Annotated in this window: 19 protein-coding genes and 3 pseudogenes; 14 read left to right on the forward strand and 8 right to left on the reverse strand. The window is 37.2% G+C overall.

Features of this window, described 5'->3' with window-relative positions:
• Positions 1-56: 56 nt before the first annotated feature.
• From AC6ER9_RS01550 to AC6ER9_RS01585, 8 genes and pseudogenes are all read left to right on the forward strand, one after another.
• The gene (locus AC6ER9_RS01550) at positions 57-1286 is read left to right on the forward strand and encodes a phage tail sheath subtilisin-like domain-containing protein (RefSeq protein ID WP_497074700.1); all 1230 of its coding nucleotides are present in this window, start codon (positions 57-59) and stop codon (positions 1284-1286) included.
• Positions 1286-1792: a phage major tail tube protein gene (locus AC6ER9_RS01555; RefSeq protein WP_497074701.1), complete on the forward strand. Its 507-nt coding sequence runs from the start codon at positions 1286-1288 to the stop codon at positions 1790-1792. The genes AC6ER9_RS01550 and AC6ER9_RS01555 overlap by 1 nt, the downstream gene beginning before the upstream one ends.
• A gap of 2 nt (positions 1793-1794) precedes the next feature.
• The gene (locus tag AC6ER9_RS01560) at positions 1795-2079 is read left to right on the forward strand and encodes a phage tail assembly protein (RefSeq protein ID WP_497074702.1); all 285 of its coding nucleotides are present in this window, start codon (positions 1795-1797) and stop codon (positions 2077-2079) included.
• An 8-nt stretch (positions 2080-2087) separates the two neighbouring features.
• Positions 2088-2192: a GpE family phage tail protein gene (locus tag AC6ER9_RS01565; protein ID WP_256387030.1), complete on the forward strand. Its 105-nt coding sequence runs from the start codon at positions 2088-2090 to the stop codon at positions 2190-2192.
• Positions 2189-4397, forward strand: a pseudogene (locus AC6ER9_RS01570) (phage tail tape measure protein). Before AC6ER9_RS01565 ends, AC6ER9_RS01570 begins: the two are co-directional and overlap by 4 nt.
• A gap of 5 nt (positions 4398-4402) precedes the next feature.
• Entirely contained in the window at positions 4403-4783 is a 381-nt protein-coding gene (locus AC6ER9_RS01575; RefSeq protein WP_497074703.1) for a phage tail protein, read from the forward strand.
• Positions 4780-5004: a tail protein X gene (locus AC6ER9_RS01580; RefSeq protein WP_497074704.1), complete on the forward strand. Its 225-nt coding sequence runs from the start codon at positions 4780-4782 to the stop codon at positions 5002-5004. The genes AC6ER9_RS01575 and AC6ER9_RS01580 overlap by 4 nt, the downstream gene beginning before the upstream one ends.
• A pseudogene (locus AC6ER9_RS01585) lies at positions 5001-6307 on the forward strand (phage late control D family protein). The gene AC6ER9_RS01580 and the pseudogene AC6ER9_RS01585 overlap by 4 nt, the downstream one beginning before the upstream one ends.
• 13 nt (positions 6308-6320) lie before the next feature.
• On the opposite strand, the gene AC6ER9_RS01590 reads toward AC6ER9_RS01585, so the two are convergent.
• On the reverse strand, positions 6321-7307 hold the full coding sequence (locus tag AC6ER9_RS01590) for a DNA cytosine methyltransferase (protein ID WP_497074705.1): 987 nt from the start codon (positions 7305-7307) through the stop codon (positions 6321-6323).
• Entirely contained in the window at positions 7249-7953 is a 705-nt protein-coding gene (locus AC6ER9_RS01595; protein WP_497074706.1) for a type II restriction endonuclease, read from the reverse strand. Before AC6ER9_RS01595 ends, AC6ER9_RS01590 begins: the two co-directional genes overlap by 59 nt.
• A 497-nt stretch (positions 7954-8450) precedes the next feature.
• Between AC6ER9_RS01595 and bgtA the strand changes: the two genes are divergently transcribed.
• The 4 genes from bgtA to AC6ER9_RS01615 are packed head-to-tail and all read left to right on the forward strand — an operon-like array spanning position 8451 to position 9678.
• Entirely contained in the window at positions 8451-9113 is a 663-nt protein-coding gene (gene bgtA / locus AC6ER9_RS01600; RefSeq protein ID WP_497074707.1) for a gene transfer agent endolysin BgtA, read from the forward strand.
• Positions 9110-9337, forward strand: coding sequence for a hypothetical protein (locus tag AC6ER9_RS01605; protein ID WP_497074708.1), 228 nt, complete (start codon positions 9110-9112; stop codon positions 9335-9337). Before bgtA ends, AC6ER9_RS01605 begins: the two co-directional genes overlap by 4 nt.
• A complete protein-coding gene (locus AC6ER9_RS01610; protein WP_497074709.1) occupies positions 9270-9473 on the forward strand; it encodes a hypothetical protein in 204 nt (67 codons plus the stop codon). Before AC6ER9_RS01605 ends, AC6ER9_RS01610 begins: the two co-directional genes overlap by 68 nt.
• Positions 9466-9678 carry a hypothetical protein gene (locus AC6ER9_RS01615; RefSeq protein ID WP_497074710.1) on the forward strand — a complete coding sequence of 71 codons (213 nt, stop codon included), beginning with the start codon at positions 9466-9468 and terminating at the stop codon, positions 9676-9678. Before AC6ER9_RS01610 ends, AC6ER9_RS01615 begins: the two co-directional genes overlap by 8 nt.
• A gap of 237 nt (positions 9679-9915) precedes the next feature.
• Here AC6ER9_RS01615 and AC6ER9_RS01620 read toward each other — a convergent pair whose 3' ends face one another.
• From AC6ER9_RS01620 to AC6ER9_RS01645, 6 genes and pseudogenes are all read right to left on the reverse strand, one after another.
• A complete protein-coding gene (locus AC6ER9_RS01620; RefSeq protein ID WP_497074711.1) occupies positions 9916-10332 on the reverse strand; it encodes a hypothetical protein in 417 nt (138 codons plus the stop codon).
• Positions 10333-10641: 309 nt separating this feature from the next.
• Positions 10642-11799 carry a tyrosine-type recombinase/integrase gene (locus tag AC6ER9_RS01625; RefSeq protein WP_497074712.1) on the reverse strand — a complete coding sequence of 386 codons (1158 nt, stop codon included), beginning with the start codon at positions 11797-11799 and terminating at the stop codon, positions 10642-10644.
• A gap of 485 nt (positions 11800-12284) precedes the next feature.
• Positions 12285-12570 (reverse strand): annotated as a pseudogene (locus AC6ER9_RS01630) (XRE family transcriptional regulator).
• A 908-nt stretch (positions 12571-13478) separates the two neighbouring features.
• Entirely contained in the window at positions 13479-13670 is a 192-nt protein-coding gene (locus AC6ER9_RS01635; protein WP_497074713.1) for a hypothetical protein, read from the reverse strand.
• A gap of 258 nt (positions 13671-13928) precedes the next feature.
• A complete protein-coding gene (locus AC6ER9_RS01640) occupies positions 13929-14120 on the reverse strand; it encodes a hypothetical protein (RefSeq protein ID WP_497074714.1) in 192 nt (63 codons plus the stop codon).
• 244 nt (positions 14121-14364) lie between these two features.
• Positions 14365-14955: a hypothetical protein gene (locus AC6ER9_RS01645; RefSeq protein ID WP_497074715.1), complete on the reverse strand. Its 591-nt coding sequence runs from the start codon at positions 14953-14955 to the stop codon at positions 14365-14367.
• A gap of 1191 nt (positions 14956-16146) precedes the next feature.
• Between AC6ER9_RS01645 and AC6ER9_RS01650 the strand changes: the two genes are divergently transcribed.
• Together AC6ER9_RS01650 and AC6ER9_RS01655 are read left to right on the forward strand one after the other, a co-directional pair.
• Positions 16147-16644: a hypothetical protein gene (locus AC6ER9_RS01650; RefSeq protein WP_497074716.1), complete on the forward strand. Its 498-nt coding sequence runs from the start codon at positions 16147-16149 to the stop codon at positions 16642-16644.
• Positions 16645-17865, forward strand: coding sequence for an MFS transporter (locus AC6ER9_RS01655; protein WP_497074717.1), 1221 nt, complete (start codon positions 16645-16647; stop codon positions 17863-17865). It begins immediately after the preceding gene.
• Positions 17866-19475: the final 1610 nt, after the last annotated feature.

Below are 19475 nucleotides of genomic sequence, written 5' to 3' on the forward strand. Positions count from 1 at the left end.
TCACTTCTCATTTTTTCATATTCATTTCATTAGCCACTATTTTAAAGGAGCATAAAATGGCAACAGGTTTTCTACACGGTGTTGAAGTCGTCGAGGTTGATGACGGTACACGCCCCCTTCGTGCAGTTCAGTCTGGCGTTATCGGAATTATCGGCACAGCACCCGATGCCGATGAACAAGCCTTTCCTCTTAACACACCAGTTTTGGTCGCAGGCTCTCTTTCACAAGCCGCAAAACTGGACAAAACAGGTAAACGACGCGGTACTTTGCCTAATGCCCTTGATCTAATTTTTAAGCAAGTGGGAGCAATTGTCGTCGTCGTCCGTGTGAGCAAAGGTGACAATGAAAACGCCACACTCACCAATATTCTAGGTGGAGTGAATGAACATGGCGCTTATGAAGGTGTTCACGCTTTCATTGGGGCGCAATCTGTTGTGGGACAAACACCACGTATTCTGATTGCTCCAGGCTTTACCCATCAACGCCCTTCCGGTGTAACCACTGATGAAACGGGGGCGACTGTCAAAGACGAGAGCAGTGTAACCTCTAACCCCGTTGCGGCAGAATTGATTGGCATTGCCGAACGCCTGCGCGCCATTGTGGTGATTGATGCTCCAAACACAACAGATGAAGCAGCTCTTAGCGCATCAAAGGATTTTGATTCCAAACGCGCCATTCTTATTGATCCATTTGTCAAAGTTAATCGCAATGGCAAAATCTTAGCAGAACCAGCAAGCGCAGCGGTTGCCGGTGTCATTGCTAAAACAGATTTTGCTAATGGTTTTTGGCATTCCCCTTCCAATAAAGTGATCAATGGAATTGTAGGAACTGCGCGCCCGATTGATTTTTCTATTGGTGATCGCGCAAGCCGCGCGAACCTGCTTAACGAACAAAATATCACAACCATTATTCGTGAAAATGGCTATCGCCTTTGGGGAAATCGCACCCTTTCAAGCGATACAAAATTTGCCTTTTTATCCGTAGTACGCACTGCAGATATGATCAATGATGCCATTTTACGTGGACATCTATGGGCAGTCGACCGCAACATCAAAAAGACCTATCTGAATGATGTGAGTGAAAGCGTCAATGCTTATTTGCGTGATTTAAAAGCGCAAGGCGCCATTCTTGGGGGGCGCTGTACACCAGATCCAGAGCTTAACACAGCAAGTGCTATTGAAGATGGCAGAGTCTATTTCAATGTGGAATTCACACCCACAACACCGGCTGAACACATCACTTTCCGTTCACAAATTATCAATGATTATCTAGAGGAGATCTTTTAATGACCGTACCCATTTTACCAAGAGTCTTGAAATATTTTAACATTTTTGTCGACGGTATTCCCTATCAAGCAAAATGTGAAAGTGTCACCCTACCAAACTTGAATTTGGTCGTTGAGAGTTATCGCGGCGGTGGCATGGATAGCGCCATTGAGGTTGATCTTGGTCTTGAAACCCTTATCCTTACCATGACCATTTCTGATTGTTCACCAGAATTAATGGCACTGTTGGGACGCACGGATGTTGACATCTCATTGCGCAGTTCAATGCAAGCCCAAGGCACACCCGCAGAAGACGTGATCATTACCATGAGAGGACTTTGCAAAGGCTTTGAAATGGCAGAATGGCAACCTGGGGGAAAAGCAACATCTACAGCAACATTTACATTGCAATATTTCAAATATGTCCAAAAGGATGTTGAAATTGTTGAGATAGATGTTCTCAACTTGGTGAGGAAATTCAATGGCGTCAATCAATTAGCAGACCACAAAGAAAATATAGGATTATAAAAATGACGATACAACAAACTGTTACACATCAATTGCTTATCCCTATTACCTTTGAAGGAAAAGAACACACCAAAATTACCTTACGCCGCCCCAAAACAAAGGATTTGCAAGCCATTGATAAAAAAGAAGGCGTAGAGCAAACAATCGCTATGATTGCACGTCTTTCTGAATGGCCGCATGAAGCTATCAGTGAACTCGATATCAATGACCTCTCAAACATTGGAGAAATTTTGGAATCTTTTATCAAACGGCGGGAAACCTCGACTGGGAAACCGCCGCTAAACTGATTGCCGATATTGCCATTGTGTTCCATTGGTCTCTTTCAGAGATGATGGAAATGGAACCAAGAGAGTTGCTCTTTTGGCGAAAACAAGCAGCAGAAAGGTATAAAACAAAATGAGTAAAAAAGTTGCCGATGCAAAGGTGAAATTGTCTCTTGAAGACGAACTCACCGCGCCTTTAAAACGTGTACAAGAGCGTTTTAAGAAATTATCCCATAGATTGCGTATTCCGCGCTTTTCTGCTGCTGTCAAAAACATGACAAAAAGCCTTCATGGCGTTCAAAGTGCTCTTGGTACAGCAGCAAGCCGTGCTTCGGTCTTTACCGGTGTTCTAGGACTTGCTGGGGGTGGTCTCGTGGCAAGCTTAACCGCCGTCACCATGAAAACCATGCATATGGGCGATAGTCTCTACCATGCCTCACACCATTTAGGAATGAGTGTAACAGCCCTTCAATTATGGGGTGATGCAGCGGATAATTCAGGATATTCTGCCGAACTCTTTCAACAATCCTTGGCAACCTTAAATAGACGGTCTGCGCAAGCATATGCCGGACAAAAAAGAGGCATGATGAGATTTGAAGCGCTTGGTATTTCTGTCAAAAACGCTTCTGGAAAACTCAAATCAAATTCTCTCTTACTAGAAGAAATTACCGAAAAAATGAGTAAAATGAAAAACCAAGCGCAAAGACAGCACATTGCTGCCCTACTGTTTGGTGGAGATGGTAAGGAAATGGCATCTATGCTCTCACAAGGCATGGCGCCCATTAAAGAACTTTTTGCAAAAGCGAGAAAAGGAAAATGGCTAATCGGTGCTGATGTTGCACGCTATGCAGCAGATTTAAGTGATAAGCTTGGTGCTTTTAAGAAAAAAATAGGCGGTATCGCAAGCTTTATTGGTGCACGTTTCATGCCCGTAATCAATGATTTAATTGATGGTTTTTCAAAGTTGATTGATGAAAACCGTGACCTCATTCAAACAACTGTTGCAAACTGGGCAAAAACCTTAAAACAAGTCTTGCAGGATTTACTGAATCCTACCTCTGATTTAAGAAAAAGCATCCGTGATCTCACAGAGAGGATTAAAGGCTGGTTCCAATGGTTAGAGCCTCTGATTGGTGAAATAACCCTCTTTAAAATTGGGCTTGTCGCCCTTGGTTCATTTATTTTTGGTCCACTCATTGCCGCATTAGTCGCAGTTGGTGTCGCATTTGTTACCCTTGGCTATGCTATGCTAACCACCCCTATCGGTTGGATACTGGGTGGTATTGTAGCGCTTGTTGCACTCTATAAAAATTGGGATAAAATCAACGGCTGGGTGGCTACATCCCTAGCCTTAGTCAGCCTAGTTTGCATCAGGCTTGCTGTTGCTCTTTCAGGACCAGTGTCTTCAGTCTTAACTAAAGTTGGTTCTAAAATTGCTGGTCTTGCTGAAAATCTTTGAAGATCACTCCTTTCAGCACTCGCCTCAGCTGCTTCTGCTGTTGCCAGTCTTGCTTTAACTCTTGTAGGTTCACTGATTTCGGCAATAACCGCCGTTGGTTCTGCTTTTATATCGCTTGGTGTTGCCATCATGACCACACCTATTGGCTGGATAATGGCTGGTATTGCTGCTCTTGTAGGTGCTGGATATCTCCTCTACAAAAATTGGGATACGGTCATGAATTTCTTACGCAATTTGTGGAATTCTTTTGCCAACTTATGCAGTAATATTTTTAGTAACCTCTTTAGTCTCTTTAAAAACTGTTCCCCCCTCTCTTGGATAGCAAAAAATCAATGCATTGATTGATTGGCTGTTTGGAGTCAATTTAATGGATGCAGGCGCCCATCTGATTGGAGGGCTTTGGGAAGGTATCAAAAGCAAATGGAACGCTCTGTCTGATTGGTTTAGCAGCATGATTAATAAATTAACCAGTTGGATGCCAAACTGGATGAAAGAAAAGTTAGGATTTAAGGCTACAATCGATAACAATTCAACCCAAACCATTAAAACCTTTACCGATGAAACCAATGCACGTGCAAAAAGAATGGTTGATACAGCCATTGTTCCCAATGCTCCATCTGGAAAAGGCAAAAGCGGTTTTAACACCACTAGAGTCGAAGCAGGACAAATGCAGGCGACAAATGTAAAGGTTGACTCTTTCAAAGTTCCAGAGCCCATTACCGTTCATAAACCGGTAGAAATAGATGCCCGCGTGATAATTTCAAATTTAAATATCTCTGTGCCCAATGGTTTAAAAGACGAAATCCGCGCCGCAGTCAATCAAGCTCTTGAACACTATGCCAAACAACAGCGTTTGGCTATCGCCTCTAGCCTTTCGGATTAAACATCATGATGTTAGCTTTAGGTGGTTTTATCTTTTCCATTGAAACAGCAGCCTATCAAGCCCTCGATATGACCTATGACATTCCATGGGTAGAGCAAGGGCGATTGGGACGCAAGGCTGCTCTTCAATTACCAGCCGTTGCCAATGCAGAATTTTCCCTAACAGGTGTGGTTTATCCAGACTTTAAAGGCGGTTATAGACAACTGGAATATTTACGACAAATGGCACATCATGGTCCTCACATTCTTGTGACGGGTCAGGGGAAGATTTTAGGTAAGTTTGTCATACTTTCTGTCAAAGAAAAGCAAAGCTTCTTTCACCAAAATGGCAGCCCTAAAAAACAAGAATTTACCGTCAATTTGAGAGAATATGGTGAAGAGCTATGAGTGATCTTTACGTAACCAAAGAGGGCGATATGGTTGATGCCATTTGCTGGAAATATTATGTCAAGGGTCAACAAGCCCTTGCTGTTGAACGCGTCTATGCAGCTAATTTTGGTCTTGCAGACTATGGACCACTCTTAAAAGCAGGCATGACCATTCTCCTACCAGCCCTTCCCTATCCCAAAGCCACACCGGTTATCAGACTTTGGGGTAGCAAACAATGAAACCTTTTTGCATAGTTCTAGCAAATGGCGAGGACATTACAAAAACGCTCATGGACTATGTTTTGTCGATTGAAATTACCGATGAAGCAGAAGATAAAAGCGACCGCATCACCATAGAGCTTGATGACCGCGCCCGTGAGTGCGATAATGGCTTTCTTGACATTCCTCTCATTGGGACAATCCTTTCTGTCACTCTTGGCTATGAAGGCGGTAAAAACCGCGATATGGGCACCTATCTGATTGATGAAATCTCTGTAAGCAGCCCACCACAAACCTTAAGTGTTACAGGGCGCGCGGCTTCTATGAACACCTCTTATCGAACACCCAAAAGCCAATCCTATCATCAACAAACCCTTGTAATATCATTCAAGAAATAGCACAACGTAATGGCTATATAGCAAAGGTAGAGCCCAATCTTGCAAAAATTGTTGTGCGTCACATGGATCAAACAGCCGAAAGCGATATGGCTTTTGCCACACGCCTTGCAGAAGAATATGATGCCGTCGCAAAACCCGTTGATGGCAAATTGGTTCTTGCCAAACGAGGCGAAGGCAAAGCCATAACCGGTGAAACGCTGCCCGTTGTTGTCATTCATGAAAAACAATGCACCTCTTGGGATTTTAAATACAGTGCACGCGATGAAGCAGGCAGTGCCAATGGCTTAGCAACAGATGCGGGAGATGACCAAAAAGCTGCCGCTGATGCAAGAGAACCAGAGGAAATTGAAGAAGGCGAAGATGTTATCCATATGGATGAAAGTGATACCCAGAATTTTCCTAAAGAAGAAACAGCAGCAAAAACACCCGAAGAACAAGAGCTAGAAGAAGAGAAAAAAGGCGGCGTTATCGCAAGCTATCATGATATCCGCAGTGGTGAAAAAAAGGAAGTCAAGGTTGGCAAAGCGCCTTTTCATGAACTTAAATATACTTACCATAACCAATCAGAAGCTGTTGCGGCCATTGCTGCTTATCGCAACAAATCATCACGTGAAAAATCTTCTTTCTCTTGTGATATTGGTGGCAACCCCTTTGTGCAAGCAGAAGCAAAACTGGTTCAAGAGCCCCCTTTCCGCCCCTATATTCCAGCAGAATGGCGTATCAAAAGTGTTAAACACAAGCTTGATAAAACAGGTGGATTTACAACAAAGATAGACTGCGAACTTTTTGATAAAGCGCAAGAAGATGCCGCTAAAAACGTAGCCAATACCACACCAGACAAAGACGATACCCTTGATCCAAACGCCCTACCCGATGCTTCATATGAAGAAGACGGCGTCATCCATATGGATAAAGAAGATGTATGAGTGAAGGCGCATTTTAGTACAGATATCTTTTCATCTGCAACGCAATGGCTTTAATGACAGGAACAGACACACTATTTCCAAATTGGCGATAAGCTTGTGCGTCAGATACAGGGATCTGATAACTTTCAGGGAACCCTTGCAATCGGGCTGCCTCTCTCGGAGTTAATTTTCTAGGATTTTTATTATTCTGCATTATGAGTATTTCACTACCGTCTTTGTAATAACGGGCAGAAAGCGTGTTCGTATATGGTGATTCTACATTGAAAAGTCCATAACCAAACCCTTTTCCCTTTAGTTTATTCTGAGCTTTTCTCCGTTGGTGTCCATACCAAAGAGTATTACTAATCGTATATTTTTCATCAACATCGTCATCCAAAATATCCCCCACTCTTGTTTTAATATTCATGGGAGATGGAAATTGAAAGTCTACAGAATGATCTAAAAAACCAACAATATATATGCGCTCACGATTCTGAGGAACTCCAAAATCTCGTGCTCTTAAGATATCATAAAAAACTTTATAACCACTTGATTGTAAATGCTCTATGATACTAGAAAGTGTGCGTCCCTTATCATGCCCCTTTAATTGCTTAACATTCTCTAATAAAAATGCCCGAGGCCTTCTGTACAATAAAATCCTATTGATATCAAAAAATAAAGTCCCACGTGCATCTGCAAATCCTTTCTTCAAACCTGCTTGCGAAAAAGGTTGACAAGGAAAGCCTGCTAACAAAATATCATGTTCTGGTATTTCTTGTTCACTAATCTGAGTAATATCTCCATGGACGTAATCATTATTAAAATTAAGCTTATACGTTTGAATAGAATATTTATCGATTTCTGATGTAAAAACACATTGAGCATTATCCAAACCAAATGCATATTCGAAGCCTAAACGAATTCCACCAATACCAGCAAACAAGTCAATTATCCTAAACATCTTACTGATTTTTCCAATAATTAAAAATTTCAGGCAGCTCTTCCAAAAAATACGTTTCAAAATCTATAACACTGTGATTACATAATATTTTTTCTTGATTTTTAACCGTGTCAAGCACAACAAGAACTATATTATGCTTGTTCATTTGTTCAATTTTATTGACAGAGATATCATTATCAACTGTCAATAGATGAATATTAGGAGCTTGAGATCTTGATAACTCTTCGATAACTTCTTGCCAACGCTCGCGTAAAGTGGTTTTCATTGTGCCAATAATAGTCTTACCGCGTCTTTTCTCAAAATTCTCCACACTAGGTAGAACTGAATCAACCATTTTCCCCAAACCTGCTTTTTGAAATAAATCTTTTGCAACTTTTCTTTGCGCATCAAAACTATAGCCAAAACGATTATATAAAAAATAAATGATATCTTCAAATGTTTTTCCTGCTCTTGAACGGCGTGATTGTGTATTGCTAAGACATAACGCATAAATATATGGAATGATTTTTTCTGCATATTGGCCAAAACACTTTATTAGCTGCTCATTAAACTTTTGAGAATCAGAAATATTAAGTTGAAACAATTTCAAACTTAATTCAGAAATCACTCTCTTGGGCATTTCAAACTGTTGGCTAATTTCCATTAAGATAGCAGAATTAAAAGCAGATTCTTGTTTTAATAATGCGGAGTATGATAATTCTCTCATATAAAAAATTGTTTTAGAAATTTCATTTTTTTCGAGAAAATCATTGATAATTTGTTGATTTTCTTTTGCTGCTTGATTTACAATTTTACCAGTGGGTAGAATTAGTTCATTTCTTTTTTTTTGAGAAAATTTCCAAAGCTTCTTTTTTCTTCCTCATCAAGTCCATAAAAATCTTCTAAACTTTTATATCCTATCTCTTTCATTACATTAAATCCTACAATTATAAATTGCGTAACTGATTAACAGATTCTACATTGCAACCAATAATATTTTTATCAGCTACATCGTAAAATCTCATTCTTTAGAGCAGATTGGAATTAAGCTTTCAATTTTTTCAGTTTGAAGCTCTTAGAAAACATTATGTACTGTAGCTAATTCTATTTCAGCACTAATTTAAACCTTTAAAACACTATTTTTCTCTTCTTTTTTAAGAAGGAAAGAAATTCATTTTTTCACTCAGTCTCACTTTATGTGGGACTTTTTTTATGGAGAACTTTATGCGAAAAATATCACAAGAAGGGTTTGCACTCATTAAACAATGGGAAGGTTTGCGTTTAAAGGCTTATAAAGACGCTATCGGGATATGGACAATCGGTTATGGACATACAAACAGTGCCGGAAAACCTTTTGTTCACAAGGGCATGACAATCACTAAAAAACAAGCCGAAGATCTTCTTTGCCAAGATTTAAAACAATTTGAAAATGCTGTTGAAAAAGCAGTTCAAGTTTCCTTAACAAACGAACAATTCGCAGCATTAGTGTCCTTTTGCTATAATGTAGGAACAACAGCTTTTTGCAATTCCACCCTATTAAAAAAACTCAATAGTGGCGATTATGAAGCGGTACCGGCCGAATTACAAAAATGGACCAAAGCCGGTGGTAAGCGTTTACAAGGTCTTGTGCACCGGCGTGCAGCAGAAGCAGGGTTGTGGGCGAAAGGCGCTTATGTTTCCTCTAACTACCAAACCGTGGAAACGCAAGCACCAACGGGACGCTTTAAGGCAGAAGCATTGGCACCAGTTATTGGTTCTTTTTCAGGTCTTGGAGGCTTATTGGCAGGCAATGGTCCAGTGCAATGGGCTTTTGCTACCATTATGGTTTTAGCAGCAGGTGTTGGTCTTTTCTTTGTTGCCAAACGCTTTCAGGAGCACCGCCTATGATCTTATGGATAAAAAAGTATTTGCTCCTAACTGGTGCGGCACTAGCCGCTTTTTTTATGGCTTTAGCCAAAGCTTTCATGCTTGGCAAAAAAGCAGAACAGCAAAAGCAAACAGAAAAAACGCTAAAGGCAGCAAAAAAACGTCTGGAGGTGGAAAATGAAGTTAATCAAAAAAATGACACTGATGTGCGCACTGCTCTTTCTCGTTGGTTGCGCGACAAATAAGTATGTCTCTTGTGTTGGTTGGTTACCCATTTATTTAAACAAAAGAGATGTTGACGTGATCAGTTCAAGCTTAGCAAGAGATATCTTAAAACATAACACCCTAGGTGAACGTTTGTGCGGATGGAAACATGGCTAAAAGAAAAACAAGAGACGATATAGAGCTTACAGAAGCGGAAAAAGAAATTCTTCAAGAAATCATCATGACCTATAAAAGCGTGAAAGTGATGTCGCGTTATACGAAATGGATTGTACTTATTATACTCTTATTAGCGCTTGATTTTTCACGCATCCTAGATGCATTTGGAAGTGTTTTTACACAAAAACCAAATATTCGACTCTAAATACACTTTGAGACGTGCAAAATTTTTAGCCTATAGATTTTTAATTTTGCACGTCTCATCAAAGCGATCAATAATGTATTTGCGCATATGAAACAGCGGTTTTCAAAAAATTTGACGCATCAAACTTCCCCTCCAAATAGCTAAAAGAACGCAAAAAGATTTGTTAAAACTTTGTTCTAAAAAATCTGTTTGCATATAAGCTATTTCTACCCCATAAAGCATTTTGATTGTTGATAATCAATGGCAAAATGGAGTGTTGATATTGAGAAGTTTTATTATACCGTCGTTTTTACAAAACGAGCTGTTTAAGCGTCTCTCAACACTTCTTTGAGTCCCGACAGAACCAAGAGGATACACCGGAATCCTATCATCTTTACAATTTTCACACCATTTCCCATCTTTAATTTTATAGTGAAATCCTGATTGGATCATACAAGTATGAATCATCGACCATTCATGAAAGCCTAATTTGCTATTGTCCATATCTCTACTATAAGGAGATAGAGCACCACACTCTAACAGTGCTTTTCCTACCTCAGTAGAATTTACACCTGGCTTTTCCCATATAACAAAGTATGTTGAAGGAGGCTTTGAGTAACATCCAGCCATATTTAATAAAGCTATGCAGCTTAATAATTTTACAGTTTGTTTCATTTTTCCCCTTTTTTAATGGATTTATTGACTATGAGAAGACTTTAAAGCCTGTTGATTAGATATTTGTTAATGACGTCGTAAAAGGGCACTGGGCGCTAACAAATACGGCGATAAGCCCATCCGTTACACTTTCCCTGCAAAGGTATTGTATAGTGTAACCACACCCGACAAAATCACTATATGCTACAAAGCATGTGATGAGTCACAGTTTTTAAATTTCTGCGGGAAGAGACTATTTCGGGAATCTATCCGCTTACCGTTCGGCGTCTTTCGGCACCTGATTTGACAATACACATCGCAGGAATAATATCAAGTCGCTCCTGTTATAAATGCAGCCCACTGTTCTAAGAGAGCATGTCGTTGTTCTAAAAAATCCGTTCGCATATAGGCTTTTGTCACTGAACTCCCAACTGAATGCGCAAGAACAGTTTCGGCTATTTCAAATGATGTTGACGTTGTTTCCGCTATCCAATCCCGTAAGCTTGAACGGAAACCATGGGGACGATAAGTCAAACCACAAATGGTCATATATTTTGCCATGCTTGCATCAGAAATTGGCTTGCCGGTAAGACCAGCAAATAAAAAACCATTTTTTTCAAAGGAGAGAGATTTTTCAATCACTTTCAAGGCTTCACCACTCAATGGCACACGAAAATCTGAAACTTTTCCTACAATACCTTTCATATTTTCTTTCGGTATCGTCCATATATTTTTATCTATTTGTTCAAGACGCAAATATCGCAATGGATGTGACCGTACTCCAGTCAAAATAAGTAATTTCAGTGCTAAATTTGAAAGAATCTTATCATCCAAATTCTGATAAAAAGCTGGAACTTCTTGCCATGGCATAGCCGGAATATTTGTTGATGTAGTGCGGGACTTTCCTAAAAGAGCGCGCGCTTTCATACAAGCTTGTAGATCAACATCCAAACCAAGAGCCGCAGCATATTTCAAGCAAATGTTAATGCGATTAAGTGCTTTTCGTGCTGTATCTGCTTTTTCATGCCAAAGAGGTGCGAGGACATTACGAATAACATTTGCTGTTAATTGTTCTATAGGTAAGCTGCCTATCTGTGGAATAACATGCAATTCTAGTGGAGAAAACCAACGCCCATTTTTGCCTTCATTTTTTAACTCTGCCTTTTTACTTTCAAAAGCTGCCTGCGCAATTTCTTTAAACATATTGCTTTGCTGTTTTAAGACAGTTTGTTCTCGAAAGACAATAGGATCATTGCCTTCTTTAAGAATATCACTATAATGTCTTGCAAGTTCTCGCGCTTCTTTTAAAGAAAGTTTTGAGACAGAACCAAGCCCCATTTCACGGCGCTTATTGTGGTGTGTATAGCGAAAAAACCAAGAGCGTGTATTGTCTTTTCGAACATTCAACCACAACCCTGCCCCATCATAATATTTGCCTTGAGAAGATGCTTTTACGAATGCCGCTGATAACCTATGAATCGCCCTCACTTAATTCACCTTCTCGTCCACCTTTTAGACCACCTTAATTTTTTGATTTGAGATTTTTTCTTTAATTCTTAATTTTTTTATTGGAACATAAAAAACTATACACATCAATACGTTCTTACACATATTTATATACTTTGAATCTTGTTAATAAACCCCAACTTGCCTCTTTTGGGCACCATTCAATAGTGTTTTTTATATTTTTTCAGTGAGTTAATGAAAACTTTTGGAAAAAACACCTTTTAAACCATCAGATAATATAAAAAAATTATAATATTACCAAATAACATCATCATCTATATATTATAACTGTGAACGAGAGAGAGTTCAAATCGTTGATATAGTATAACAAATTGATTTTATTTATATTTCTTAATAATTAGGGATTACATCATAAGATTCGGAAATAGGATTTTACAACCATGCCCTTATAAGACGCTTGTTTTTTCTTCGAATTTCTCCAATAATTTTTTTAATTTTGCTGCGTCTTATTGCGAAAAATTCTCTAAGTTTCGAACTAACATGCCAACAGCTTCACGTTTAAATGAATTAGAAGATTTCATTGTGAAACTCTTACGACAAACATAGGATTCTTTTCTAAAAGAAAAGCTGTCTCTTGATCTAAGAGTTCTATGATTTTGTCTTTCATACCAATGGGTACGGATTTTTTGCCAATCTCCACAAAAGATAAAAATGCTAAAGCTTAGTCTTATCTAAAAGGTGTTCTGAGTAATCGCAAAGTTTGCGTAAAATTTTACCAAAGGATGTTACCATCTAAAAAGCCTTGTTAGAAGAAAAAATATTCTTGTAAATCGAATAAACCTTTTTGACATTTCTCTCAATTATTACAAATCATGATTTTTTTGACTTTACCAAGTGCTTTAAAAGAACTTTACTTTTAAAAAATAAAAATCTCTCTCATGACAATCATTCGTATCTTAAAATAAGATGGACCTTTAATGTGTAAAAACCTATATCTTTTAAAGTCATAAGGGAAAATTTCATTTACCCACAAAACCCGTAAAATCAAGACAAAAACCTCTTCGATCATAAAATCTAACAATCATTACCTCGCTTCCCCCGATAAGGAGAGGCTCCTTAAATGGGCTCATATATTATATTTCGACAACCGGTCTCATGATTGATGAGCAACTGTTTTTTTTACGCTTTGTTATTTGTAATTCAACAAAATACCTCCCCAACCCATTAAACTTAAAGTCCAATAAAATTGGAAAATCAGCACAAAAGGATAAACCATAACAGTTCAAAGAAAATAGATTATACAGATTATAACGAATAAGAAAATTTCTCTTTTCTAAAAATCAATTTTTTTAAAAAATTTATTTAATAAGAGAAGAGAGAAGAAAATACATTTTAAAAATATCCGTACACATTCTCATTTGTACAAGAGAATACTGCGGCAAACTCAAAATAGTTTATCTCAATGATATTAGAAGAATTTGTTTTTCACACTTCCATGCATCAAGAAAAAAACTTAGAAACATAGAGCGTACAATCATTCTTCATGAGAAAAATTCTAATCACACATCTTGAGTTTTGTTCCCCCTCTTCTTTTGTTCTATCTAAACCGTTAGATGATATCGTCAAGCATCGGTATGGCACATCTCCATGATTAAAATTAACAACGCGTGCCATAAAAAATTGGAAGCCTTGTGCTGCTTTTATTGTTCTTTCTCGAATAATCCCTCGATTGCTGCATATCGTTCTCTTGTCACTTTTTCTAATTCAGCAACAACCTTTTTATACAATTTTGAACGCTTAATAAAAGAATAACAAAGCATAATGATTGCTATCTGAAAAATACAATCGATAATTGTATTTATAAAAACAAACAATATTGTAAGAGCTGTCATTTTTCTCTCCCTTCCTGTACTGCAAGAGCTTTATCTCGCTGCTGAAGAGTGTCTTCTAATTGCTGAAGTGTTTTTCTCAATTTCTTCGTCAATCATATGTGTAAAATTAAAATAGTTGGGATAGCCAAGAAATAACAGAGCAAAATACATATAAAAGTCAGAACATCGAACTCTCTGACTCCATCCAATACTTGGATAATAGTCTATCAAATACTTGGATAATGGCCTCACGCAACATCCGGATAACAGAGTTCACCGCTAAACAGAGTCCATTGCTAACCCGATAATAAATATGAAGAAAATTATTTTATAAGCCTTCGCTGAAAGTGCCATAGCTTCTTTAAATGCTAAAACTTTTGATTCTTTATCAAATGCTGAAGAGCCTCCCGAAACCTTATTATCTGAATTTTGAAGCATCTCATATAATGGTTGGGGGTCTTGTATTGTCATAATTGGATTCATTTTCTCCTTTCATTTTCAGAGCATGTTTCTTGTACTTCTTCATATCTTTTCTGTCTCGCTCTTTCGGCCCTTTTGCAATTCCTGTTACACAAAAAACAAAGAGTCCCTATAATAACCGCAACGGATAGAGTGAGTATTATTGCAAATCCCACCGTTCATTCCTTCTTTAATAAAATCATTGAACATTCCATGCTTTCTTTCCCATGGCATCAATGGACAACTTTCTGTTCCTTTATCGTGATATTTTTCTCAGACTTTGAAGCTTTTTGTTTAAACCATCAATTACATGATTGAGCTTCTCAACCTCTTGAATTAATTTATTAATATGTTCATCATGTTGCAACATCACTTTTAAATCATCTAATGACGGAGATTGGTTCTTAAGTTTTTTCGCTTTATTTTGCTTTAGAAAATCTTCTGTCCGTTTATCAACATATTCCAATCCAGTGAGAACTTTCCCTATTCGCTCAAAAACGGCAGCATTCCGTTTTTGAGTTATCTCATATTTATAAGCAAGCTGCTTATTGTTTGGCATCCCTTTTAGCATTGTCAAATAGAATTCCTGCTGTTCAAGGGAACTTCTCTTCAAATCCTCTATCGCTATCCCTAATAACCTCATTGTATCGCTCCATCCCCGTTCGGCATTTTCTTTTTCAAACACGAGCGAATTGGACTTCTGAACAGCATCATCCCGTTCCTTAACCACTTGGGAACAAAAGAAGTCACTTATTCCGGTATAGCCATGCGAGGCAGACACAAGATATGTCAGAAAAAATAGGATCAGCAATAAGCTTTCTCTCAATAGAATTTTTTTTGTAAACATTTTTCTATTTTCTCGTACATAATACCTTAAAATAAATTTTTAAATTCGTATCAAAATAAATATAATAAAAGCTATTACATCTACTAAAAATAATCTACGATAAAAATGATGAGCTGTATACCAATAAAATATTCTATAAACCAAATAAACGGATAAAACGTAATTTATTCCACAGATAAGCCATAACGTTTCTGTTTATCTCTATAGGAGAACTTTAATTACCTTTGTACGGATATTAAAAAGAATTTAAGATAATTTTATAAAACAATCAGTATTAATATTTTGATTAATAAGTATATTAATAATTATGAAATTGATGCATTCATAAAAATGAAGAAACATAATCAATGGTATAAAGGCAATAATATAGAGGTTACTTTTAAGACAGATTTGTTCATTCCATCAACAGCCATAGAAAGCTGCATTTTTTACAAAAGTTCAAAATTATTCATTTTCTATATTATCTTCTTCTATATTATCTTTCCCCAATTAATTAAAAAATCATAGAGTATGAAACGGATCAGATGCTTTTTTCTCAAGCGACATTTTTTTTAAGAAAAGTTGATGGAATCAGCAGGGACACGCAATGAGTAAGATTATAATTTAAGAGCGCTATATATTGCTATTCGTCAAAGAATACCGTTTTGGAGCCGTTTTTTTTAAATATTTATGATCAATGATAAATTAAAGACATAAATTGGGAGGGGTTGGTCTTATCTCACAGCGCCGTAGATTGAAAAAAGAGCATTAATGAAGTTTCAAATTTGCCGTTATTTATCATGAGATGAAAACTTTAATTATGTATTTGTTTTTCTTATTTTGAGCGATTTTGCTCTGTCTGCCCTATCAAAGAATCTCTTCAATTAAGAGTGCTCTTTTAGGATATCATCTCTATCATCAAAGTTATGCGATGCATTGATCCTGCTTTTAGCGTATTTTTTTCAAAAAAGTATCGTCGTTTTAGGTTGCGGTGGAATTGATAATTATGGATCAGCAATACTTACATCCTCTAATGCATGGGAATACAGCCTCTAATGCATGGAAAATTGTCTTTTATTAATGATGTAATTGAAATGACGAACCTTACAAGATAATTTTTTACTAAATAAAAGAGAAAGATTCTGAAAAGCAATTGTTTTTGTAAATGTAAATTGATAAGAAAAATCAGTCAGAAAGAAGGGGGGATTACAAATGTTGATTATCGAAAAAGAGGATATCAAAAAATTATCCAAAACTGATTTATGGATCATTTCTGCTGTTTCACCTAATCAGCGAGGATTACGGATCAATGAATGGTGCGTAAAGAATAAACAAGCCTCTATAAATTCCGGTTATGTTCATGCTATATTCGGTTATGTCCATTTTATAGCTATCTTTGGTCCATTTTATATATCTAGACAAACTGATTATGATGCATGTGGCTCATCTATAGGCAATCTTCCGGAAAAAAGCGACCCTCTTATTTATGGCGCTTGTGTTACGATTAATAATAACTTCAAAGTAGCTATATTTCTTCCTGTGAATGCTCTTTCAGCCGCCATGTGTGCCAATGATGCTCTGAAATTTTTGGGTGGTTATGGCAACCTTCTTTCCACTAATCGTCGTGTAGGAATATGGAGCAACCAACTCTTCATAGAAGAACATTCTCTAAAGAAAAATCCTCACTGTAAGGTTTGTGGAATAACATAAATGAACAGACCGCGTACCCTTGCTCTCACCTATGGCTCCTATAATGCCGTACGTATGCTCATTGGTGTTTACCATGCGATTTTTTTAATGTCGATGGGAGTTAGTCTTGCGCAACTGGCGCTGCTTCAAGTTGTCTTTTCCACAACCATTCTGCTGCTTGATTTTCCTTGTGCTGTTTTAGCAGACAGATATCGACGTAAATATTCCGTAATAGCTGGCGTCTTTATGACCGGAATATTTTATCTTCTCTGTCTTCAAGCCCCCAATATGACAGCGCTTATTATCGCGCAAATTCTCTATGCTGCCGGCATTTGCATCATTGTCAGTGCAATTGACGGCTGGATTTACCATTCTCTTGGTGATCAACATGATCACTTTTCGCATTATGCTCATCTTTATCACCAAGTGAACTCTTTCGGGAGCATTTTCAGTGGGATTGTAGGCATTGGAACGATCTATTATTCTGGACAATATTTTATGGGATATATTCTCTCATGCCTCATGATGGGAATTATTTTTTTGATCTTCCTTATTGTTCCTGAAGAAAAGAAAACAACGATTGAAACACATAAAACAAAAACAATCTTGCACAATGCCAAAGAAACCCTGTGGATCTTTCAAAACACCGTGGGAGGCGCATGGTTTATTTTCCTCATGTGTCTTTTTAGCGCTGGAATTCAGATTATTTATCATTTCTGGCAACCAATTATCCTTGGCAAGGGGGAAAAAATTGCTCACCTTAATGGTTCGCAAATGTTGGTCCTTATGTGCTGTCATATTGGTGCCTTTTCAGCACAGTATTTTTCAAATTTACTAATGGCAAAATATCATGTTCTTGATAAAAAATATAAGAACTCTATCAAATATTTTTCCTTCTTTTCTTCTCTGATGTGCATCGCGCTTTATTTTTTCGTTCATAGCAATCACACAGCTGCATCAGTTATTGCCTTCTCTTTAATCCATGGATTTATTTGCACGGTACCGATAGGAGCAAAAAGCTTATTTTTCTCAGAACTGAATCAAACACAAAGGCAACATATTTCCGGTATTGTTGGTGCGGTCTCTTTTAGCGGAAGAATATTTTCAATCACCGTATTAAGTATTATTTCTTTTCTTCCTGCAAACGTTTCTCCCTCTTCTTACCTCATATTACCAACCTTTACTTTTTTCTTATGTGGTGTAATCGTCATGAAATGGATGAAACACTCTCAAAAGTCCTGATAAGAGGAAAACCATAAAATTATCATCGACGATGTTTTTTAAAGATTTTCTCTCAAAGAGATTTAGGTTTCTTGAGACCTTTGATAACTCGGGATTTCAATAGAATACATCCATACAGCAATCGTTTTATAGATAATATACCGCACTCAAACATTGTAAGATTTTTTTCACATCTGTTTTATGTTGAAATAATCAAAATCTTTTGTTTGCACATCATAAACGAAAAAAACATATCTGATTGTTTTTCCTTTTATTGAAATGTCGTCAGCACTTGCACTTCTTCATTGTGGACTTTTTATACAAGCTTTTCATCGGCAGGCGGTTCTTTTCTTTTTAAGCTTTGTTATATTTTTGACCATTTTTCTGTTGGGTAAAAACAATTGAGAAAGGAAAGAGACCTGTTATGAATACTCATAGACAAAGCCTATGCAACATGGAAATGAGTATAGATATGCCACCTTGTTTCTTAACAAGTCTCAAAATGATATGCTCACTTTCTATAATTCACAAAAGCTTTTGCATTTTATACCATATTGCAAAATAAGCTTGGGAGCGTTGAGAGATATCTCTTTCAAAACAACACATACATTGGTAACATTCGAATATTCTGTTTTGCATTCTTCAGCGTAATCCCAAACGGGATAGACAAAAGCAAAAAGCCCATAATCTCCATTACTAAACAAACACGACTGTTAAAGATTGGGAAAAATTATAAAGCTGGGTTCATTAAGGCGATGATAAAGATAAAGACTGATTTCTCTCTTTGTCGCTTTCATATTTTTTAAAATATGAAATGATTTTCCCATTTTTTTTAAAAATCATTCTCTAACAAGTTACAATATTTTCTCCCCTATTTGACCCATAAGAGCAGATACAACGGTTAAAACAATCAAACGCCTTAAAGATTCATCTTAACATATACTGTTGTATTAAAAGCCGATATCAATTTGACCTGCCGTAGAAAAAGCAAAAGCTTAGAAAACAACATCATCAAACAACAAACATGCCTCAATAGATTGGAGAAATATATGGATATAAAACACTTATTTCAAATAACCTCCCGAACACATCTCTCTTTATATCTGCTTAATTTTTATCGGCATTCGTGCTATTTCCCATATTCATGCCGTTTCAGCTATTCATAAAAGTCTTTCAGCAATTCTTCGCTCAAAAGGCTAAAACATCAATGTAATACAACAGTGAGTTTTGCTTTCCTTGATAGCAACAAAAGCATTCGAAATTTTGCACCCCCTTTAACTTTCTCGCACGTTTTTTTTCACGAAATCATGCTCCTTTTATATAAATTGGCATAAAGATAAATTGGTATGGCGATTTGCATAAAATCTATGGAGGATTAAAACATCCCCGATTGATTTCACTTTAATTTTTCTACCCTTAGAAACAAGTGTTTACTACTTATTTTATGAAATATAGCAAAGCCGCAGGTATGAAAAAGCAAGCAGCTCTACGCGCTTCTCCTGTAAACCCTTAATTTTGCGAATGAAAACATTGTTTGGCAAGACTGAAGATAATACGACATTTCTTAAAACAAAGAAAACAAATCATCAACATTTAGCCACAGAAACCATGAAAAACGACAAAAAGTTCGG

The sequence above is a fragment of the Bartonella sp. SL317 genome (assembly GCF_059687655.1).

Bases quoted from the DNA above. Each gene is read 5' to 3' on its own strand.
- AC6ER9_RS01610 (WP_497074709.1), top strand. From the start codon at position 9,270: ATGAAGTTAATCAAAAAAATGACACTGATGTGCGCACTGCTCTTTCTC.
- AC6ER9_RS01605 (WP_497074708.1), top strand. From the start codon at position 9,110: ATGATCTTATGGATAAAAAAGTATTTGCTCCTAACTGGTGCGGCACTA.
- AC6ER9_RS01650 (WP_497074716.1), top strand. From the start codon at position 16,147: ATGTTGATTATCGAAAAAGAGGATATCAAAAAATTATCCAAAACTGAT.
- AC6ER9_RS01635 (WP_497074713.1), bottom strand. From the start codon at position 13,670: ATGACAGCTCTTACAATATTGTTTGTTTTTATAAATACAATTATCGAT.
- bgtA (WP_497074707.1), top strand. From the start codon at position 8,451: ATGCGAAAAATATCACAAGAAGGGTTTGCACTCATTAAACAATGGGAA.
- AC6ER9_RS01595 (WP_497074706.1), bottom strand. From the start codon at position 7,953: ATGAGAGAATTATCATACTCCGCATTATTAAAACAAGAATCTGCTTTT.
- AC6ER9_RS01615 (WP_497074710.1), top strand. From the start codon at position 9,466: ATGGCTAAAAGAAAAACAAGAGACGATATAGAGCTTACAGAAGCGGAA.
- AC6ER9_RS01620 (WP_497074711.1), bottom strand. From the start codon at position 10,332: ATGAAACAAACTGTAAAATTATTAAGCTGCATAGCTTTATTAAATATG.
- AC6ER9_RS01645 (WP_497074715.1), bottom strand. From the start codon at position 14,955: ATGTTTACAAAAAAAATTCTATTGAGAGAAAGCTTATTGCTGATCCTA.
- AC6ER9_RS01655 (WP_497074717.1), top strand. From the start codon at position 16,645: ATGAACAGACCGCGTACCCTTGCTCTCACCTATGGCTCCTATAATGCC.
- AC6ER9_RS01640 (WP_497074714.1), bottom strand. From the start codon at position 14,120: ATGACAATACAAGACCCCCAACCATTATATGAGATGCTTCAAAATTCA.
- AC6ER9_RS01555 (WP_497074701.1), top strand. From the start codon at position 1,286: ATGACCGTACCCATTTTACCAAGAGTCTTGAAATATTTTAACATTTTT.
- AC6ER9_RS01575 (WP_497074703.1), top strand. From the start codon at position 4,403: ATGATGTTAGCTTTAGGTGGTTTTATCTTTTCCATTGAAACAGCAGCC.
- AC6ER9_RS01550 (WP_497074700.1), top strand. From the start codon at position 57: ATGGCAACAGGTTTTCTACACGGTGTTGAAGTCGTCGAGGTTGATGAC.
- AC6ER9_RS01580 (WP_497074704.1), top strand. From the start codon at position 4,780: ATGAGTGATCTTTACGTAACCAAAGAGGGCGATATGGTTGATGCCATT.
- AC6ER9_RS01560 (WP_497074702.1), top strand. From the start codon at position 1,795: ATGACGATACAACAAACTGTTACACATCAATTGCTTATCCCTATTACC.